Source organism: Salmonella sp. NW884 (genome assembly GCF_051700745.1).
Classification (GTDB): domain Bacteria; phylum Pseudomonadota; class Gammaproteobacteria; order Enterobacterales; family Enterobacteriaceae; genus Salmonella; species Salmonella enterica.
The window spans coordinates 682,669-702,011 of the sequence record NZ_JAMMDE010000001.1 but is presented as its reverse complement, the minus strand read 5'-3'; the positions used below and the strand labels follow the sequence as shown (position 1 = coordinate 702,011).

General features: G+C 44.6%; 17 protein-coding genes. 10 read left to right on the top strand and 7 right to left on the bottom strand.

The features are described from left to right. Positions 1 to 22: 22 nt before the first annotated feature. The 10 genes from NA197_RS03660 (at position 23) to wzzB (ending at position 13,060) form a co-directional block, all read left to right on the top strand. Positions 23 to 1,201 (top strand): O-antigen polymerase, encoded by a 1,179-nt coding sequence (locus tag NA197_RS03660; protein ID WP_064042944.1) that lies wholly within the window; start codon positions 23 to 25, stop codon positions 1,199 to 1,201. A 7-nt stretch (positions 1,202 to 1,208) separates the two neighbouring features. After that, positions 1,209 to 2,279: a glycosyltransferase gene (locus tag NA197_RS03655; RefSeq protein ID WP_223195404.1), complete on the top strand. Its 1,071-nt coding sequence runs from the start codon at positions 1,209 to 1,211 to the stop codon at positions 2,277 to 2,279. Positions 2,280 to 2,282: 3 nt separating this feature from the next. Further along, entirely contained in the window at positions 2,283 to 3,230 is a 948-nt protein-coding gene (locus tag NA197_RS03650; protein WP_001138991.1) for a glycosyltransferase family 2 protein, read from the top strand. Further along, entirely contained in the window at positions 3,231 to 4,670 is a 1,440-nt protein-coding gene (locus tag NA197_RS03645; protein ID WP_064042943.1) for a mannose-1-phosphate guanylyltransferase/mannose-6-phosphate isomerase, read from the top strand. Continuing rightward, positions 4,657 to 6,090, top strand: a complete 1,434-nt coding sequence (rfbK, locus tag NA197_RS03640; RefSeq protein WP_001103633.1) for an O-antigen biosynthesis phosphomannomutase RfbK — start codon at positions 4,657 to 4,659, stop codon at positions 6,088 to 6,090. Before NA197_RS03645 ends, rfbK begins: the two co-directional genes overlap by 14 nt. Before the next feature lie 71 nt (positions 6,091 to 6,161). Further along, positions 6,162 to 7,592 (top strand): undecaprenyl-phosphate galactose phosphotransferase, encoded by a 1,431-nt coding sequence (locus NA197_RS03635; RefSeq protein WP_000368705.1) that lies wholly within the window; start codon positions 6,162 to 6,164, stop codon positions 7,590 to 7,592. Between the two features lie 174 nt (positions 7,593 to 7,766). Further along, on the top strand, positions 7,767 to 8,873 hold the full coding sequence (locus NA197_RS03630; protein WP_064042942.1) for an acyltransferase family protein: 1,107 nt from the start codon (positions 7,767 to 7,769) through the stop codon (positions 8,871 to 8,873). Positions 8,874 to 9,124: 251 nt separating this feature from the next. Next, the gene (gene gndA, locus NA197_RS03625; protein WP_000043532.1) at positions 9,125 to 10,531 is read left to right on the top strand and encodes an NADP-dependent phosphogluconate dehydrogenase; all 1,407 of its coding nucleotides are present in this window, start codon (positions 9,125 to 9,127) and stop codon (positions 10,529 to 10,531) included. Between the two features lie 236 nt (positions 10,532 to 10,767). Beyond that, positions 10,768 to 11,934: a UDP-glucose 6-dehydrogenase gene (gene ugd, locus NA197_RS03620; RefSeq protein WP_000704817.1), complete on the top strand. Its 1,167-nt coding sequence runs from the start codon at positions 10,768 to 10,770 to the stop codon at positions 11,932 to 11,934. A 142-nt stretch (positions 11,935 to 12,076) separates the two neighbouring features. Next, positions 12,077 to 13,060 (top strand): LPS O-antigen chain length determinant protein WzzB, encoded by a 984-nt coding sequence (gene wzzB / locus NA197_RS03615; RefSeq protein ID WP_064042941.1) that lies wholly within the window; start codon positions 12,077 to 12,079, stop codon positions 13,058 to 13,060. Between the two features lie 95 nt (positions 13,061 to 13,155). Here the strand turns inward: wzzB and hisIE are convergent, their stop codons facing one another. The 7 genes from hisIE to hisD are packed head-to-tail and all read right to left on the bottom strand — an operon-like array spanning position 13,156 to position 19,290. Continuing rightward, entirely contained in the window at positions 13,156 to 13,767 is a 612-nt protein-coding gene (gene hisIE / locus NA197_RS03610) for a bifunctional phosphoribosyl-AMP cyclohydrolase/phosphoribosyl-ATP diphosphatase HisIE (RefSeq protein ID WP_000954840.1), read from the bottom strand. Beyond that, positions 13,761 to 14,537 (bottom strand): imidazole glycerol phosphate synthase subunit HisF, encoded by a 777-nt coding sequence (hisF, locus tag NA197_RS03605; RefSeq protein WP_000880125.1) that lies wholly within the window; start codon positions 14,535 to 14,537, stop codon positions 13,761 to 13,763. Before hisF ends, hisIE begins: the two co-directional genes overlap by 7 nt. Next, positions 14,519 to 15,256 (bottom strand): 1-(5-phosphoribosyl)-5-[(5-phosphoribosylamino)methylideneamino]imidazole-4-carboxamide isomerase, encoded by a 738-nt coding sequence (gene hisA / locus NA197_RS03600; RefSeq protein WP_000586403.1) that lies wholly within the window; start codon positions 15,254 to 15,256, stop codon positions 14,519 to 14,521. Before hisA ends, hisF begins: the two co-directional genes overlap by 19 nt. Beyond that, positions 15,256 to 15,846: an imidazole glycerol phosphate synthase subunit HisH gene (gene hisH, locus NA197_RS03595; protein WP_064042940.1), complete on the bottom strand. Its 591-nt coding sequence runs from the start codon at positions 15,844 to 15,846 to the stop codon at positions 15,256 to 15,258. The genes hisA and hisH overlap by 1 nt, the downstream gene beginning before the upstream one ends. Then, entirely contained in the window at positions 15,846 to 16,913 is a 1,068-nt protein-coding gene (gene hisB / locus NA197_RS03590; RefSeq protein WP_000080042.1) for a bifunctional histidinol-phosphatase/imidazoleglycerol-phosphate dehydratase HisB, read from the bottom strand. Before hisB ends, hisH begins: the two co-directional genes overlap by 1 nt. After that, positions 16,910 to 17,989 carry a histidinol-phosphate transaminase gene (hisC, locus tag NA197_RS03585; protein ID WP_000102716.1) on the bottom strand — a complete coding sequence of 360 codons (1,080 nt, stop codon included), beginning with the start codon at positions 17,987 to 17,989 and terminating at the stop codon, positions 16,910 to 16,912. Before hisC ends, hisB begins: the two co-directional genes overlap by 4 nt. Then, positions 17,986 to 19,290: a histidinol dehydrogenase gene (hisD, locus tag NA197_RS03580; RefSeq protein WP_023226683.1), complete on the bottom strand. Its 1,305-nt coding sequence runs from the start codon at positions 19,288 to 19,290 to the stop codon at positions 17,986 to 17,988. The genes hisC and hisD overlap by 4 nt, the downstream gene beginning before the upstream one ends. Positions 19,291 to 19,343 lie beyond the last annotated feature (53 nt).

Genomic DNA, 19,343 nt, shown 5'->3' with positions numbered 1-19,343 from the left:
GCTTAATAATATGAGATGTGTTATGGTATTTTTAGCTTGGTTTATTGCTATTGGGATATATATAATATGTGGAATTCTTTATCTTCAATTTCCTCAATTATCACCACTAGGGGCCCTTGCATATACTGATACAGTGGGCGATGTAATCATGGTCGTATCCACGGGGGTAGTGGGAGTTTTTCTCGGCTATTTTGCATTTTCTAAAATCAAGTTAGCAGGAATAAAAGATTTTAATAATTCGTGTTTTATAAACTTTTGTTCAGTATGCTTTATTATTTCAGCGTTTCTAATTTTCGCCTTAGGCGTCGCTGCATATGGTGGTTACATAGCATTTCTACATACGCCTTATATAGCAATCTATGAAGGTAGTGCAGAAAATCAAACCAGAGATATTCTCATATCTTCATCGGGATTGCTTGCTAACTATGCACTATTAACTAGCATTCGTGTCAACTTTAAAGAAATATCAATAACTAATAAAGTTGTCATAGCAGTATCGCTATTAATACTTATTTCTATATTTATTCAGGGACGAAGAGAAAATTTAATTTTGCTAATATTATGTTTCGTGTCATTCTATATGCTAAATTATAAAATTAATTTTAAACGTATTATCAAAGTAAGCATTATTTGTATAATAATGTTTTTCATTGCTGGATTAGGTTTATATTTGCGTGAAAGCACTTCAACTTCAGGTGGAAGTATTTTTACAGCTATACCTTTTGCCGTGATGTATGAAACACATTTTTCTTTAGCGACTTTGGCTAATGAAGTGAGAACACATTTATATAATAATTTACCTTATGGGGGAGTATTAGATTTATTTTCTCCCATATTATTTATTATCCCTGCTTTTATATATGGCATTTTTGGTTTAGATAAACAATCTTTGTTCGAGAATAATGAGATGCGTTTTTATGAGGATAAAGGTGGGCAGTTTATATTCACAGAGGCTTTTCATTCACTTGGTTATGTCGGAGTATTTCTGCATGGTTTAATCTTGGGTGTAATGCTAATAGTATTTTATCGTGTAGCCAAGAAAAGCAGGCTCATAATTTATCATTTTCCAATTATTTCCCTCATATTTGTTGCAATGAGAAAAGACCTTACCTATGGTGTTAAATATATTTCGCTTTTGTTCATATTTATGATGATTTTTTATTTCATCTATAAGTTACTCCCACTTAAAAATAATGGTTGAATTAAAAATGCATAAAGTTCTTTTTATTAGTGCCTTTCATCCTGGGGCGAGAGGTTCGATCGGTGCTGGTGAGGCCATTTGTGGTGATAATTTAAAAAAACATGTAAATAATGGCAGTCAAGTCGATGTTATTGTTATATCTCCTGCAACACAATATGAAAATCCCGAAATTAAAGCACTATGCCATTCTTATGAAGTAATCAACGTTAGTAAGAAAGATTATCTTAAAGGGATACTTTTCAATGCTAAATATAAATCTTTTATTGCGCCATGGTTTTTTACTAGAGTAAATAAAAGCTTAATTAAACGGATAAATAATAAGATCTCTCACACGAATTACGACTTAGTATGGCTTGATTTTCCATCAGTTTTAGGAGTGGTAAAACATATTTTACATCCAAATATTCATTATTTTGCCCATGATGTTGTATCACAGCGCACAAGTCGTTCTCTTACAAAGAAACCTATCAATAAAGAGATTGCAAAAGTTGAGGCAAACTTATTCTGTAAGTTGAAAAAAATTGTGGCAATGTCTCATAAAGATAAATTGTTACTTGAACAAATGAATTATAAGGGAGTTATAGAGGTTGCTGATCTTGGAGTACAAAAAGTTGGTGAGGTATTAAATGGTATTCCGATTGAAGAGGTTGTAGATAAATTTAAGGATAGAAAAAATTTAATTTTTTTTGGTTACATGAAGCGTGCGGAAAACCACTGGTCTATAATATGGTTTATATTTTTTGTTTTTCTTAAAATAAGAAAACAAAATCCACATATCCATCTTTGGATTTTAGGCTTGGCTCCCAGACCTTTACTGAAGTTGATCGGCAAGTGTATATCTAACGTACATGTCGCTGGTGCTGTATCAGATCCTACCTTGGCTTTTCAAAAGGCCGATTTAAGTGTTGCACCTTTACTATATGGAGCTGGAGTAAAAATAAAGGTGTTACAGATGCTTGAGGCGGGTGCAACGGTTGTTGCTACTGAGGTTGGGGCTGAAGGTATTGAAAGCCATAAAAAGCTTCACATTGTTAATAAAACACAATTTGGTAAAAAAATACTTGAGCTTTTGGACTAAAAAATGCCCTCCTTTACTTTAATTGTTCCTACATATAATGCTGGTACTGCTAGATGGAATGAGTGGTTTCACGCTTTTCAAAAACAAACTAATCAGCCATTACAATTGATAATCATTGATTCATCATCGACAGATGACACTAGAAATATTGCAAGCACTTATACCAACAATATTATAGTTATATCACCAAGTGAATTTAATCACGGAGGGACGAGAAATAAAGCATTAGCTTCTGCCGAAGAAAGTGATTTTGTTGTTTTTTTAACCCAGGATGCTATATTTGAAAACAAAAATGCCCTGGAAGAAATATTATCATTATTTAATGACAAAAATGTCGCTGCAGTATGTGGCAGACAGCTTCCTCATCATGATGCTAATCCTCTTGCTATACACGCAAGAAATTTTAATTATGGTACTGAAACTCTAATTAAAAGTAAAAATGATATAAAAAACCTCGGCATTAAAACCGTGTTTATGTCAAATTCTTTTGCAGCTTATCGGCGGTCTGTTTTTGAAGCACTTGGGGGGTTTCCTGAACATACTATCCTCGCTGAAGATATGTTTATGGCTGCGAGAATGATCCAGGCGGGGTATAAAATTGCTTATTGCGCAGAAGCCAGCGTAAGGCATTCGCATAATTATACGCCAAAACAAGAGTTCCAACGGTATTTTGATACAGGGGTATTTCATGCCTGTAACCCTTGGATTCAGCGTGACTTTGGCGGAGCCGGTGGTGAGGGTTTCCGCTTCGTAAAATCAGAGATTCAATTCCTGCTTAAAAATGCACCGTTCTGGATTCCAAGAGCTTTATTAACAACCTTTGCTAAATTTCTGGGTTACAAATTAGGCAAGCATTGGCAATCTTTACCGTTGCCTACATGTCGCTATTTTAGCATGTACAAGAGTTATTGGAATAATATCCAATATTCTTCGTCAAAAGAGATAAAATAAATGTCTTTTCTTCCCGTAATTATGGCTGGCGGCACAGGTAGCCGTTTATGGCCGCTTTCACGCGAATATCATCCGAAGCAGTTTCTAAGCGTTGAAGGTAAACTATCAATGCTGCAAAATACTATAAAGCGATTAGCTTCACTTTCTACAGAAGAACCCGTTGTCATTTGCAATGACAGACACCGTTTCTTAGTCGCTGAACAACTCCGTGAAATTGATAAGTTAGCAAATAATATTATTCTCGAACCGGTAGGCCGTAATACTGCACCAGCGATCGCTCTTGCCGCGTTTAGTGCGCTCCAGAATGCTGATAATGCTGATCCTCTTTTGTTGGTTCTTGCTGCAGATCATGTGATCCAGGATGAAATAGCTTTTACGAAAGCTGTCAGACATGCTGAAGAATATGCCGCAAATGGTAAGCTTGTAACTTTTGGTATTGTTCCAACGCATGCTGAAACGGGTTATGGATATATTCGTCGTGGTGAGTTGATAGGAAATGACGCTTATGCAGTGGCTGAATTTGTGGAGAAACCGGATATCGATACCGCCGGTGACTATTTCAAATCAGGGAAATATTACTGGAATAGCGGTATGTTTTTATTTCGTGCAAGCTCTTATTTAAACGAATTGAAGTACTTATCACCTGAAATTTACAAAGCTTGTGAAAAGGCAGTAGGACATATAAATCCCGATCTTGATTTTATTCGTATTGATAAAGAAGAGTTTATCTCATGCCCGAGTGATTCTATCGATTATGCAGTTATGGAGCACACACAGCATGCCGTGGTGATACCAATGAGTGCTGGCTGGTCGGATGTGGGATCCTGGTCCTCACTTTGGGATATATCGAATAAAGATCATCAGAGAAATGTTTTAAAAGGAGATATCTTCGCACATGCTTGTAATGATAATTACATTTATTCCGAAAATATGTTTATAAGTGCGATTGGTGTAAGCAATCTTGTCATTGTTCAAACAACAGACGCTTTACTGGTGGCTAATAAAGATACAGTACAAGATGTTAAAAAAATTGTTGATTATTTAAAACGAAATGATAGGAACGAATATAAACAACATCAAGAAGTTTTCCGCCCCTGGGGAAAATATAATGTTATTGATAGCGGAAAAAATTACCTCGTTAGATGTATCACTGTTAAGCCGGGTGAGAAATTTGTGGCGCAGATGCATCACCACCGGGCTGAGCATTGGATAGTATTATCCGGGACTGCTCGTGTTACAAAGGGAGAGCAGATTTATATGGTTTCTGAAAATGAATCAACATTTATTCCTCCGGATACTATTCACGCGCTGGAAAATCCCGGAATGATCCCCCTGAAGTTAATTGAGATTCAATCAGGTACCTATCTTGGTGAGGATGATATTATTCGTTTAGAACAACGTTCTGGATTTTCGAAGGAGTGGACTAATGAACGTAGTTAATAATAGCCGTGATGTTATTCATTCATCAGGTATTGTGTTTGGAACGAGTGGGGCTCGCGGTCTTGTAAAAGATTTTACACCTCAGGTATGTGCTGCTTTTACGGTTTCATTTATTGCCGTTATGCAGGAACATTTTTCCTTTGATACCGTAGCATTGGCAATAGATAATCGTCCAAGTAGTTATGGGATGGCTCAGGCGTGTGCTGCTGCATTGGCGGATAAAGGCGTTAACTGTATTTTTTATGGAGTGGTACCAACCCCAGCTTTGGCCTTTCAGTCTATGTCTGACAATATGCCTGCGATAATGGTTACGGGAAGTCATATTCCATTCGAGCGGAACGGCCTCAAGTTTTATCGTCCTGATGGTGAAATCACGAAACATGATGAGGCTGCGATCCTTAGTGTTGAAGATACGTGTAGCCATTTAGAACTTAAAGAACTCATAGTTTCAGAAATGGCTGCTGTTAATTATATATCTCGTTATACATCTTTATTTTCTACTCCATTCCTGAAAAATAAGCGTATTGGTATTTACGAACATTCAAGCGCTGGGCGTGATCTTTATAAGCCTTTATTTATTGCATTGGGGGCTGAAGTCGTTAGCTTGGGTAGAAGCGATAATTTTGTACCTATAGATACAGAGGCTGTAAGCAAAGAGGATCGGGAAAAAGCTCGCTCATGGGCTAAAGAGTTCGATTTAGATGCCATATTCTCGACAGATGGGGATGGTGATCGCCCTCTTATTGCTGATGAGGCCGGTGAGTGGCTAAGAGGCGATATACTAGGCCTATTATGTTCACTTGCATTGGATGCAGAAGCGGTCGCTATTCCTGTTAGTTGTAATAGTATAATCTCTTCTGGCTGCTTTTTTAAACATGTTAAGCTTACGAAAATTGGCTCGCCTTATGTTATCGAAGCTTTTAATGAACTATCGCGGAGTTATAGTCGTATTGTCGGTTTTGAAGCCAATGGCGGCTTTTTATTAGGAAGCGACATCTGTATTAACGAGCAGAATCTTCATGCCTTACCAACTCGTGATGCTGTATTACCGGCAATAATGCTGCTTTACAAAAGTAGGAATACCAGCATTAGCGCTTTAGTCAATGAACTCCCAACTCGTTACACCCATTCTGACAGATTACAGGGGATTACAACTGATAAAAGCCAATCCTTAATTAGTATGGGCAGAGAAAATCTGAGCAACCTCTTAAGCTATATTGGCTTGGAGAATGAAGGTGCAATTTCTACAGATATGACAGATGGTATGCGAATTACCTTACGTGATGGATGTATTGTGCATTTGCGCGCTTCTGGTAATGCACCTGAGTTACGCTGCTATGCAGAAGCTAATTTATTAAATAGAGCTCAGGATCTTGTAAATACAACGCTTGCTAATATTAAAAAACGATGCTTGCTGTAAAAGAATTGAATGTTATTTACTTAATATGCCTATTTTATTTACATTATGCACGGTCAGAGGGTGAGGATTAAATGGATAATATTGATAATAAGTATAATCCACAGCTATGTAAAATTTTTTTGGCTATATCGGATTTGATTTTTTTTAATTTAGCCTTATGGTTTTCATTAGGATGTGTCTATTTTATTTTTGATCAAGTACAGCGATTTATTCCTCAAGACCAATTAGATACAAGAGTTATTACACATTTTATTTTGTCAGTAGTATGTGTCGGTTGGTTTTGGATTCGTTTGCGACATTATACATACCGTAAGCCATTTTGGTATGAGTTAAAAGAAATTTTTCGTACGATCGTTATTTTTGCTATATTTGATTTGGCTCTGATAGCGTTTACAAAATGGCAGTTTTCACGCTATGTCTGGGTGTTTTGTTGGACTTTTGCCATAATCCTGGTGCCTTTTTTTCGCGCACTTACAAAGCATTTATTGAACAAGCTAGGTATCTGGAAGAAAAAAACTATCATCCTAGGGAGCGGACAGAATGCTCGTGGTGCATATTCTGCGCTGCAAAGTGAGGAGATGATGGGGTTTGATGTTATCGCTTTTTTTGATACGGATGCGTCAGATGCTGAAATAAATATGTTGCCGGTGATAAAGGATACTGAGACTATTTGGGATTTAAATCGTACAGGTGATGTCCATTATATCCTTGCTTATGAATACACCGAGTTGGAGAAAACACATTTTTGGCTACGTGAACTTTCAAAACATCATTGTCGTTCTGTTACTGTAGTCCCCTCGTTTAGAGGATTGCCATTATATAATACTGATATGTCTTTTATCTTTAGCCATGAAGTTATGTTATTAAGGATACAAAATAACTTGGCTAAAAGGTCGTCCCGTTTTCTCAAACGGACATTTGATATTGTTTGTTCAATAATGATTCTTATAATTGCATCACCACTTATGATTTATCTGTGGTATAAGGTTACTCGAGATGGTGGTCCGGCTATTTATGGTCACCAGCGAGTAGGTCGGCATGGAAAACTTTTTCCATGCTACAAATTTCGTTCTATGGTTATGAATTCTCAAGAGGTACTAAAAGAACTTTTGGCTAACGATCCTATTGCCAGGGCTGAATGGGAAAAAGATTTTAAACTGAAAAATGATCCTCGAATCACAGCTGTAGGTCGATTTATACGTAAAACTAGCCTTGATGAGTTGCCACAACTTTTTAATGTACTAAAAGGTGATATGAGCCTGGTTGGACCACGACCTATCGTTTCGGATGAACTGGAGCGTTATTGTGATGATGTTGATTATTATTTGATGGCAAAGCCGGGCATGACAGGTCTATGGCAAGTGAGTGGGCGTAATGATGTTGATTATGACACCCGTGTTTATTTTGATTCTTGGTATGTTAAAAACTGGACGCTTTGGAATGATATTGCCATTCTGTTTAAAACGGTAAAAGTTGTTTTTCACCGCAACGGTGCGTATTAATTTTATATTATATTTGGCAGAGTGTTAGTATAATTGTCATGTTCAGTTTGAGGTAATTTATGTGCTAATTATCTTATATTGTAAATCATGTGCAATTATTTTCATATTTTTATATGAAAAACGTCCAGTATATATATTGAGAAACATTATTGTTATGGAGACATCATCGGAGTTATGACGGAAAAAAACTCTTTTTCCATAAGCCACGAACATTCCTTAACTATGGATTATGTTAAAGCTTTTGGTATGATTTTCGTATTGGCTGGGCATATAAATAATGACATATTTAATGTTTATTATGCCTATCTTTTCCATATGCCATTATTTTTCTTTATTGGTGGGCTTTTATATAAAGATACACGGTGTATAACAAATTTTACAGCGCATGTTATAAAAAAACAGTTACCTTATCTTATAATAACTTATTTGATTATTGGTTCTATTGCATTATTAATTAATGTACGTTATGGAATACACACAGGTGATGCTTTTTCGACAGGACTATATGAAACGGTTAAACTTGCTATAAAATCAAATTTTCATAACAATAAAATGTTTCTAACAGGTTGGTTTCTGTTTGCTTATATATTTGTGAGCATTTTGTCGGTGATTATAATAAAAAGCATAAAACGGGTCGTTGTTAGCAATGCTTTATTATTATCGGTGTTGGTGGCGATTAGTGTATTATTAATAACAGTCTCAATAACATATTTATCCCCTCAATATATTCTGGTAAAAGACTATAAGCTGAATTTTATATGCCAAGTGTTAACCGGTATGTCGTTTTATATTTTTGGATACGTGATAAGAAATCAGATATATAGCTTATTAAATTTTTATGTTTTTATTTTATTAACTGTAATATTATATGTTTCGAAAAGTTATGGTTTCTCTACGCAGACAATTATGTCATGGAGTTATTATCCGGATGGGTTAATAATGTCTGTTATTAACGCGCTGATAGGTATTTATGCTGTGTTTTTTATCTCTCTATTAATTACAAGGGGAATGAAAGAAATTAAGCTGCTAAAAATGATAGGTCAGAATTCAAGAGCTATCATGGCATATCATTTACTTGTATATGTAATTTTAGATATAATTGCTTCAATTTTAGGTGATTATAGCCTATCGGGAACAGATGTATATGATAATCACTTTATCACTAAATGGTCCGTTCCTGTCTACATTGCATTAGGTTTGCTACTGCCTCTAATTTTTAGTATTCTGAAACAGAAAGTAATAGGGAAGATAAAATTTAAGCGGGATTTTAGAATCAATTAAAAGCTAATTTTAGCTTTAATGCAGCTTAATGTTTAAGTATTAATTTTTGGATAAATATCACATAATAGGTTACTCAGGAGATTTTTATTTAGTCTACCTACGCGTTCCCAGATAAGGATTCCGGTGTGTCGTAGGTAGAAATAGGTAATTAATGATTGTTTCTTCGGGCTTTAAGTCTGGGTTATCATATTATTCATTTCATCTCATTGGATATAGTTCCTATGAGTAACCACACCTGACAGGAGTATGTAATGTCCAAGCAACAGATCGGCGTCGTCGGTATGGCAGTGATGGGGCGCAACCTCGCGCTCAACATCGAAAGCCGTGGTTATACCGTCTCCGTTTTCAACCGCTCCCGTGAAAAGACCGAAGAAGTGATTGCCGAGAATCCCGGCAAAAAGCTGGTGCCTTATTACACGGTGAAAGAGTTTGTTGAATCCCTCGAAACGCCTCGTCGTATCCTGTTAATGGTGAAAGCGGGCGCAGGTACTGATGCAGCTATCGATTCGCTGAAACCGTATCTGGAAAAAGGCGATATCATTATTGATGGCGGTAACACCTTCTTCCAGGACACAATCCGTCGCAATCGCGAGCTGTCTGCGGAAGGTTTTAACTTTATCGGTACCGGTGTTTCCGGTGGTGAAGAGGGCGCGCTGAAAGGGCCATCTATCATGCCTGGCGGTCAGAAAGATGCCTATGAACTGGTGGCGCCGATCCTGACGAAGATTGCTGCTGTGGCGGAAGATGGCGAACCGTGCGTGACCTATATCGGCGCCGATGGCGCGGGTCACTACGTCAAGATGGTCCACAATGGTATTGAATATGGCGATATGCAGCTTATCGCTGAAGCTTACTCCCTGCTGAAAGGCGGCCTGAACCTCAGCAATGAAGAGTTGGCGAACACTTTTACTGAGTGGAATAACGGCGAGCTGAGCAGTTATCTGATCGACATCACTAAAGACATCTTCACTAAAAAAGATGAAGACGGAAACTACCTGGTGGATGTCATTCTTGATGAAGCCGCCAACAAAGGGACCGGTAAATGGACCAGCCAGAGCGCGCTGGATCTGGGCGAACCGCTGTCGCTGATTACCGAATCCGTCTTTGCGCGTTACATCTCTTCTCTGAAAGCGCAACGTGTTGCCGCATCTAAAGTGCTCTCCGGGCCGAAAGCGCAGCCGGCAGGCGACAAAGCGGAATTTATCGAGAAAGTGCGTCGCGCGCTGTATCTTGGCAAGATCGTCTCCTATGCGCAGGGCTTCTCGCAGTTACGCGCCGCGTCTGATGAATATCACTGGGATCTCAACTACGGCGAGATTGCTAAGATTTTCCGTGCGGGTTGTATCATTCGCGCTCAGTTCCTGCAGAAAATCACCGATGCTTACGCAGAAAACGCTGGTATTGCCAATTTGCTGTTAGCGCCTTACTTCAAGAAAATTGCTGATGAGTACCAGCAGGCGTTGCGTGATGTTGTGGCTTACGCGGTGCAGAACGGCATTCCGGTGCCGACATTCTCTGCGGCAGTGGCCTACTATGACAGCTATCGCGCCGCAGTACTGCCAGCTAACTTAATTCAGGCGCAGCGTGACTACTTTGGTGCGCACACCTATAAACGTACTGATAAAGAAGGCATTTTCCATACCGAATGGTTGGAGTAATTTCTGCAAAAATGTTTAAGCCCGGTTTAATACCGGGCTTTTTTTTATCTCTATTCTTATTGATTTATCGCTTTTGCTTAATATTAACTTAATAATCTGTGTTTATCGTAATGAAGATAATCTGAATTGTTTTCGTCTGCGTTGCACTTTATATACTCAGGCGTTAAAACTTTAATATCTTATCAGGATGCGAAATACATCATGATTCATAATTAAGTTAATTCTGAGAGCGAATAATGAAAATCACGATATCCGGGACGGGTTATGTTGGCTTGTCTAATGGTTTGCTTATTGCACAACATCATGATGTGGTGGCGTTAGACATTGTTCCTGCCCGTGTTGAACTGTTAAATGATCGGATATCTCCGATTGTTGATAAAGAAATTCAGCAATTTTTAAAGGAAGATAACATCAGATTCAGGGCAACGCTGGATAAGTTTGATGCATACCAGAATGCAGATTACGTCATCATTGCTACGCCTACGGATTACGATCCAAAAACCAACTATTTTAATACGTCCAGTGTGGAATCGGTCATTCAGGATGTGATCAGCATCAACCCCGCAGCCGTGATGATTATTAAGTCTACGGTGCCGGTTGGCTTCACGGCGGCAATGCGTCAGAAGTTTGCGACAGAAAATATCATTTTCTCTCCGGAGTTTTTACGTGAAGGTAAAGCCCTTTACGATAACCTTTATCCCTCCCGTATCGTGATTGGGGAACAGTCTGAGCGCGCCAGAGAATTTGCCGCATTACTCCAGGAAGGCGCTATTAAACAGGAGATTCCGACGCTGTTTACGGACTCCACTGAAGCGGAAGCCATTAAACTTTTCGCCAATACTTATCTCGCTATGCGAGTCGCTTATTTTAATGAATTAGACAGCTATGCTGAAACGTTAGGATTAAATACCCGACAAATTATTGAAGGGGTGTGCCTCGACCCGCGTATTGGCAATCATTATAATAATCCCTCTTTTGGTTATGGCGGATATTGTTTGCCAAAAGATACCAAACAGTTGCTGGCTAATTATCAGTCGGTGCCTAATAATATTATCTCCGCTATCGTTGAAGCAAACCGTACGCGTAAAGATTTTATTGCCGACGCTATCCTCGCCAGAAAGCCTAAAGTGGTGGGCATTTATCGCCTGATTATGAAGAGTGGCTCCGATAACTTCCGCGCCTCATCGATTCAGGGGATTATGAAGCGCATTAAAGCGAAAGGCGTAGAGGTCATCATCTATGAGCCGGTAATGGAAGAAGATACTTTCTTTAACTCACGTCTTGAACGTGATTTGCACTGCTTTAAACAGCAGGCGGATGTCATTATTTCCAACAGGATGGCGGCAGAGCTTTTGGATGTCGCTGAAAAAGTGTATACCCGCGATCTTTTCGGTAGTGATTAATAAGGCAATCGGGGCTGATGAGTCCCGATGATTTATTGACCAAATGGAAATAATGTCTGATTTTTATCATTAATCCTATGGCATATATTTGCTTTATGACTACACTGTCTCCAGCTTCATCCTTTTTTTAGTTAGGGTATCTATGACAGTGGATAGTAATACGTCTTCCGGGCGTGGGAACGATCCGGAACAGATTGATTTAATTGAGTTATTGCTACAGTTATGGCGTGGGAAGATGACCATTATTGTAGCCGTTATTATCGCCATTTTGCTGGCCGTAGGCTACCTGATGATAGCCAAAGAAAAATGGACATCCACGGCGATTATTACCCAACCTGATGCCGCGCAGGTTGCCACCTATACCAACGCGCTCAACGTCTTGTATGGCGGGAATGCCCCCAAAATCTCTGAAGTGCAGGCGAATTTTATAAGCCGCTTTAGCTCTGCGTTTTCCGCATTATCGGAAGCGCTGGATAATCAGAAAGAGCGGGAAAAGCTCACCATTGAACAGTCGGTAAAAGGGCAGGCGCTGCCACTCTCGGTTTCTTATGTGAGTACTACCGCTGAAGGGGCGCAGCGTCGGCTGGCGGAATATATCCAACAGGTGGATGAAGAGGTCGCTAAGGAACTGGAAGTTGACCTGAAAGATAACATCACGCTGCAAACCAAAACGTTGCAGGAGTCCCTTGAGACGCAGGAAGTTGTGGCGCAGGAGCAAAAAGATCTGCGTATTAAGCAAATCGAAGAAGCGTTGCGCTATGCGGATGAGGCCAAAATCACGCAGCCGCAGATTCAGCAAACCCAGGATGTTACCCAGGACACGATGTTCCTGCTGGGGAGCGATGCGCTAAAATCGATGATACAGAACGAAGCGACGCGTCCACTGGTCTTTTCTCCGGCCTATTACCAGACGAAGCAGACACTGCTGGACATTAAAAATCTGAAAGTGACTGCCGATACGGTGCACGTCTATCGTTATGTGATGAAGCCGACGCTGCCGGTCCGTCGCGATAGCCCGAAAACAGCCATTACCCTCGTGCTGGCTATGTTGCTGGGCGGGATGATCGGCGCCGGGGTTGTGCTGGGGCGCAATGCGCTACGTAGCTATAAGCCAAAAGCCTTGTAAGCTTCTTTGCCGGATGGCGGCACAAGTGCCTTATTCGGCTACGACAGGTAAAATTTCTCATTAAAAAACCGGGCATTGCCCGGTTTTTTTTACGCTTATTGATGACGCTTACGAAGATTGTCGATCACGGTGGTGAGGTTGAGATCCTGATCCTGCAACAGCACCAGCAGGTGGTACATCAAATCAGACGCTTCATTGGTCAGCTCAACACGATCGTTAACGGTGGCCGCCAGCGCGGTTTCCACACCTTCTTCGCCAACTTTTTGCGCAATACGTTTGGTACCGCTGGCGTACAGTTTCGCCGTGTAAGAGCTGGCCGGATCGGCGGTTTTACGCTCTGCCAGTAGCTGCTCCAGTTGATACAGGAATAACCATTGATGGCTGGCGTCGCCAAAGCAGCTGCTGGTACCTTTGTGGCAGGTCGGCCCGACAGGGTTTGCCAGCACCAGCAGTGTATCGTTGTCGCAATCTGGCGCAATGCTGACGACATTCAGCATATGGCCTGAGGTTTCGCCTTTGGTCCATAAACGCTGTTTCGTGCGTGAGAAGAACGTGACATGGCCGGATTCAATGGTTTTGTCCAGCGCTTGTGGGTTCATATAGCCCAGCATCAATACTTCGCCGGATACCGCATGTTGCACGATGGCTGGCATCAGGCCATCGGTTTTTTCCCAGTCCAGCTCGCGGCGTTGTTGCTCTGTTAACATATCCTGATCTCCACGCCCTGGCCTGCCAGGTACGCTTTTAATTCGCCAATATTGATGATTTGCTTGTGAAAAACGGAGGCGGCAAGCGCGCCGTCGACATCGGCATCACGGAATGCCTCAAGAAAGTGTTCCATCGTGCCCGCGCCGCCGGAGGCGATCAGCGGCACGCGGCAAACGTCACGGACTTTTTTCAACTGCGTCAGATCGTAACCGTTACGCACGCCGTCCTGGTTCATCATATTCAGGACGATTTCCCCCGCGCCGCGCTGTTGTACCTCTTGCACCCAATCCAGCGTCTCCCACTGCGTCACGCGGGTACGGTTTTCATCGCCGGTATACTGGTTAACATGATATTTCCCCGTGGCGTCGTCAAACCAGGTATCAATCCCGACGACAATGCACTGCACGCCAAAACGGTCAGCCAGACGGGTAATCAGCGTTGGGTCAGCCAGTGCAGGGGAGTTGATAGAGATCTTATCCGCCCCGAAAGAGAGAATTTTGGCGGCGTCGTCAATTGACCGGATACCGCCCGCTACACAAAACGGAATGTCGATCACCTCGGCAACGCGCGCCACCCAGCTTTTATCGACTACGCGACCATCGCTGGAGGCGGTAATGTCATAGAACACCAGTTCGTCCGCGCCTTCGTCGGCATAGCGTTTGGCCAGCGGAACGATATCGCCAATGATCTCATGGTTGCGAAACTGTACGCCTTTTACCACCTGACCATCACGAACGTCCAGACACGGAATTATACGTTTTGCCAGCATTGGATGGCCTCCTTAACGGTAAATTTCCCTTCCAGCAGAGCGCGTCCGACAATCACGCCGCGCACGCCGGTGCCGCGCAGGGCGGCAATATCATCGATATCGCCAATACCGCCGGAGGATTGAAAGGCGATCTGCGGATATCTGGCGCATATCTCTTCGTACAGTGAAACGTTAGAGCCCGCCAGCGTGCCGTCGCGAGAAATATCGGTACACAGTACATGTTTCAGGCCGACGGGGAGATAGGTCTCCACCAGTTGTTCCAGCGAGACGCCGGAATTTTCTTGCCAGCCGCTAACCGCCACCTGCTTGTTGCCGTGTTCGTCTATGCGAACGTCCAGCGCCAGTACCAGCGCCTGCGCGCCAAAACGTTCAAACCAGCCTTTCACCACGTCAGGGGATTTCACCGCCGTTGAACCGATGACCACACGGGCAACGCCAGCTTTCAGTAATGCCGCAACGTCTTCTTCGGTACGCACGCCGCCGCCGACCTGAACAGGCACGTTCACGCCCGCGACCAGGGTTTTAATCAGCGGTATCTGTCGCTTAGCCGGATCTTTAGCGCCGGTCAGATCTACCAGATGCAGCACCCCGGCGCCCTGGGCGGCGTAATCCTGCAAACGGGGCAGGGGATCGTTACCGTAATCCCGCTGCCGGGCGTAGTCGCCCTGGTGGAGACGCACCACGGTGCCGTCAATTAAATCTAATGCTGGAATAATCATTACATCTCCAGGAAGTTTTTCAGCAACTGTGCGCCCGCCGCGCCCGAACGTTCCGGATGGAACTGTACGCCGAAGAAATTATCTTTCTGTACCGCCGCGGTAAACGGCTCGCCGTAATTGCACTGGGCGATAGTCCACGGGTTGACCGGCATCGCGTAGCTGTGAACAAAGTAAAAATAGGCGCCATCTTCAATGCCCTGAAACAGCCGGTTGCCCGCCTGCGGATACACGCGATTCCAGCCCATGTGCGGCAGCGGCAGACCAAAGTCGGTCATTTTCGGCACGTCTTGCTCGATAATGTTCAGCAGATCCACGCCGCGCGTCTCTTCGCTGCGACGACCCAGCAGTTGCATCCCTAAGCAGATACCCAGTACCGGCTGAGTACACGCTTTAATTAAGTCGATCAGTTCACGTTCGTGCAGTTGATCCATAGCGGCCTGCGCCGTGCCGACGCCAGGCAGAAAGAGTTTGTCAGCGCGTAATACGATTTCCGCTTCGCGGCTGACCACCGGGGTGTAACCGTGGCGCGCCACGGCGGATTTTACCGAGCTTAAATTGGCGCAGCCGGTGTCAAGGATGACGACGTTCATCACAGCACTCCTTTCGAGGACGGTAATGTATCGCCCTCCACGCGAATAGCCTGGCGTAGCGTACGACCAAAGGCTTTAAACAAACTTTCGACACGGTGGTGATCGTTCTTACCCTTAGTCTTGAGATGCAGAGTGACGCCCATCGTGTAAGAGAGTGAGCGGAAAAAGTGTTCAATCATCTCTGTGCTCAAATCGCCCACACGCTGGTAGGTAAATTCAGCTTTATATTCCAGATGCGGACGACCGGAAATATCCAGCGCGCAGCGCGCCAGACATTCATCCATCGGCAGGACAAAGCCAAAACGACAGATACCGCGCTTGTCGCCGAGTGCCAGTTTTAATGCCTCACCGAGCGCCAGTCCGGTATCTTCTACCGTGTGGTGATCGTCGATATAGAGATCGCCCTTAACGGTAATCTCCATACGAAAGCCGCCGTGGGTGGCGATTTGATCGAGCATATGGTCAAAGAAGCCGACGCCGGTATTAATCTTGCTGTTGCCTTCGCGATCCAGCCAGACGCTAACATCAATCTGTGTCTCTTTGGTGTTGCGGATCACATGCGCATAACGATCGCGTTTCGTTAGCTGTTCGCCAATCATCGTCCAGTTCAGCGTTTCACGGTGATAGCGTAAACCAGTAATGCCCATATTATCAGCGAGCTGGATATCGGTCGCACGATCGCCAATCACATAGCTGTTGGCGCTATCCATCGCTTGTTCCGCAAGATAACGCTCCACCAGCTTCACTTTGGGCTTGCGGCAGTCGCAGTCGTCTGCGGGCAGGTGAGGGCAGATCAGCACCTCATCAAAGCATACGCCCTGAGAGGTGAAAATCTGCATCATCAGGTTGTGCGGTCCGTCGAAGTCCGCCTGCGGGAAGCTTTGCGTGCCAAGTCCATCCTGGTTAGTGATCATCACCAGCTTAAAACCGGCTTTTTGCAGTTTCAGCAATACGGGAATCACCTCTGGCTCAAAGGCCAGTTTATCAAAGCGGTCTACCTGAAAATCGCTTGGTGGTTCGGAAATTAAGGTTCCGTCCCGGTCGATGAAAAGATACTTCTGACTCATACTGGCTCCGCACGTAAGGCGTCAATGACGCGCTGGTTTTCCTGGCGGGTGCCGACCGTAATCCGCAGGCAGCCGCTTAAAGAAGGTTGTTTATTCTGATCGCGTAAGATAATGCCCTGATCCCATAAGGATTTAAACACGCTGCTGGAGGCGGTAAACCGCGCCAAAATATAGTTGGTTTCAGAGTCAAAGACGTGTTCTACGCAGGCGGTCTGTTGCAGGGCATTCACCAGATACTGACGTTCCTGCACTGTCTGCGCCACGCGATCGCGCATTGCGTTTATTCCCTGCGGACTCAGCGCCTGGGCGGCGATATCCGCCACTGGCGTAGAAAGCGGATAAGGGGCGATCACTTTTAACAGCAGGTTGATCACCTCTTCATTAGCCAGCGTAAAGCCGCAGCGCAGACCCGCCAGCGCAAAAGCTTTCGACAATGTGCGCAGGATAACCAGATGAGGATATTCAACCAGCCAGCCTGTCAGCGTGGCCTGCGGGCAAAACTCAATATAAGCTTCGTCGGCGACGACTATCGCTTTACCGCGTGTCAACTCCAGCAGCGTGCGCAGATCCTGCGGGTTGATAAGTTGCCCGGTGGGGTTATTGGGGCTACAAACGAACACCACTTTTGCGCCGTCAAGGTTGTCGGAAATCCCCTGTAGATCCAGCTGCCAGTTTTCAAGCGCGGGAACCGTCCGGCGCTCTACGCCAAGGGTTTCGGCGCTGACGCTGTACATACCGTAAGTGGGCGGACAGTAGAGAATGGCGTCTTTTCCCGGTTCGCAGAAGGCGCGGATCACCAGTTCGATCCCTTCATCCGCGCCGCGGCTGACCAGCACCTGCTCCGGCTTTACGCCAGCATATTGCGCGTAGTTTTCAATCACGGCCTTTGGCTGGCATTCCGGGTAGCGGTTAAGCGTTTGTTGGGTGAGCTGAAACTCCACCGCTGTCGGGAATTCATTCGCGTTCAGCCAGACATCGCCGTTACCGCCCAGACGGCGGGCGGACTGATACGGTACCAGGTTGCGGACATTTTCACGGGCTAAGTCAGCGACGCTGAGAGTGTTTTCAGTGCTCATGCTTGCTCCTTGAGGGCGTTTACGCGCAGGGTCACGGCATTTTTATGGGCGGTCAGACGTTCTGCCGCCGCCAATGTTTCAATGGTTGATGCCAGAGCGGAAAAGCCCGCTTTCGACAGTTCCTGAACGGTCATCCGTTTCTGGAAATCCGCTAACCCAAGGCTGGAACAGGTAGCAGTATAGCCATAGGTCGGTAAGACATGGTTGGTTCCGGAAGCGTAATCACCGGCGGATTCCGGCGACCAGTCGCCGAGAAATACCGAGCCTGCGCTGGTAATCGCATCCACCAAATCGCGCGCATTGCGCGTCTGGATAATTAAGTGTTCCGGCCCATACTGATTAGAGATGGCGACGCACTGCGCTAAATCTTTGGTCACAATCAGACGGCTGGCGCTCAGGGCCTGCCGGGCGGTGTCCGCGCGCGGCAGTTCCGCCAGTTGACGTTCTACCGCCTCCGCCACCTTGCGGGCAATGTCAGCATCCGGCGTCAGCAGGATCACCTGGGAATCCGGGCCGTGCTCAGCCTGGGAGAGCAGGTCAGAAGCGACGAAATCCGGTGTTGCGCCGCTGTCGGCGATCACCAGCACTTCAGACGGCCCGGCTGGCATATCGATAGCCGCGCCGTCGAGACGCTGGCTGACCTGACGCTTGGCTTCGGTTACAAAGGCGTTGCCGGGGCCAAAAATTTTATCCACTTTCGGTACGGACTCGCTGCCGAAGGCCAGAGCGGCAATCGCCTGCGCGCCGCCGACGTTAAAGATTTCCTGCACGCCACACAGTTGCGCCGCATAGAGGATTTCATCAGCGATGGGCGGCGGCGAGCACAAAACCACGTTCTGACATCCCGCAATGCGCGCCGGCGTTGCCAGCATCAGCACCGTTGAGAAGAGCGGAGCCGAGCCGCCGGGAATATAAAGACCGACAGACGCGATGGGACGCGTAACCTGCTGACAACGTACGCCTGGCTGGGTTTCCACATCTACAGGCGGTAGCGTCTGCGCGGAATGGAACGTTTCAATATTTTTGACGGCAGCGGCCATCGCCTGTTTTAATTCGTCGCTCAGACGCGCGCCGGCGGCGGCGATCTCTTCAGGGGTGACGCGTAGCGCTGTCACTTCTGTTTTATCAAATTTAGCGCTGTATTCACGCAGGGCATCGTCACCGCGCGTTTTTACATTATCCAGAATATCGCTGACCGTCCGGGTAATACTGTCAGAGGCGGAAATCGCCGGACGCGTCAGCAGCGCACGCTGCTGTTCAGGGCTACAGCTGTTCCAGTCAATCAGGGTATTGAAGCTCATGGTCTTTACTCCATCACAGGGTTCCGCCTTATCCGGCCTACAGAACCCAAAAT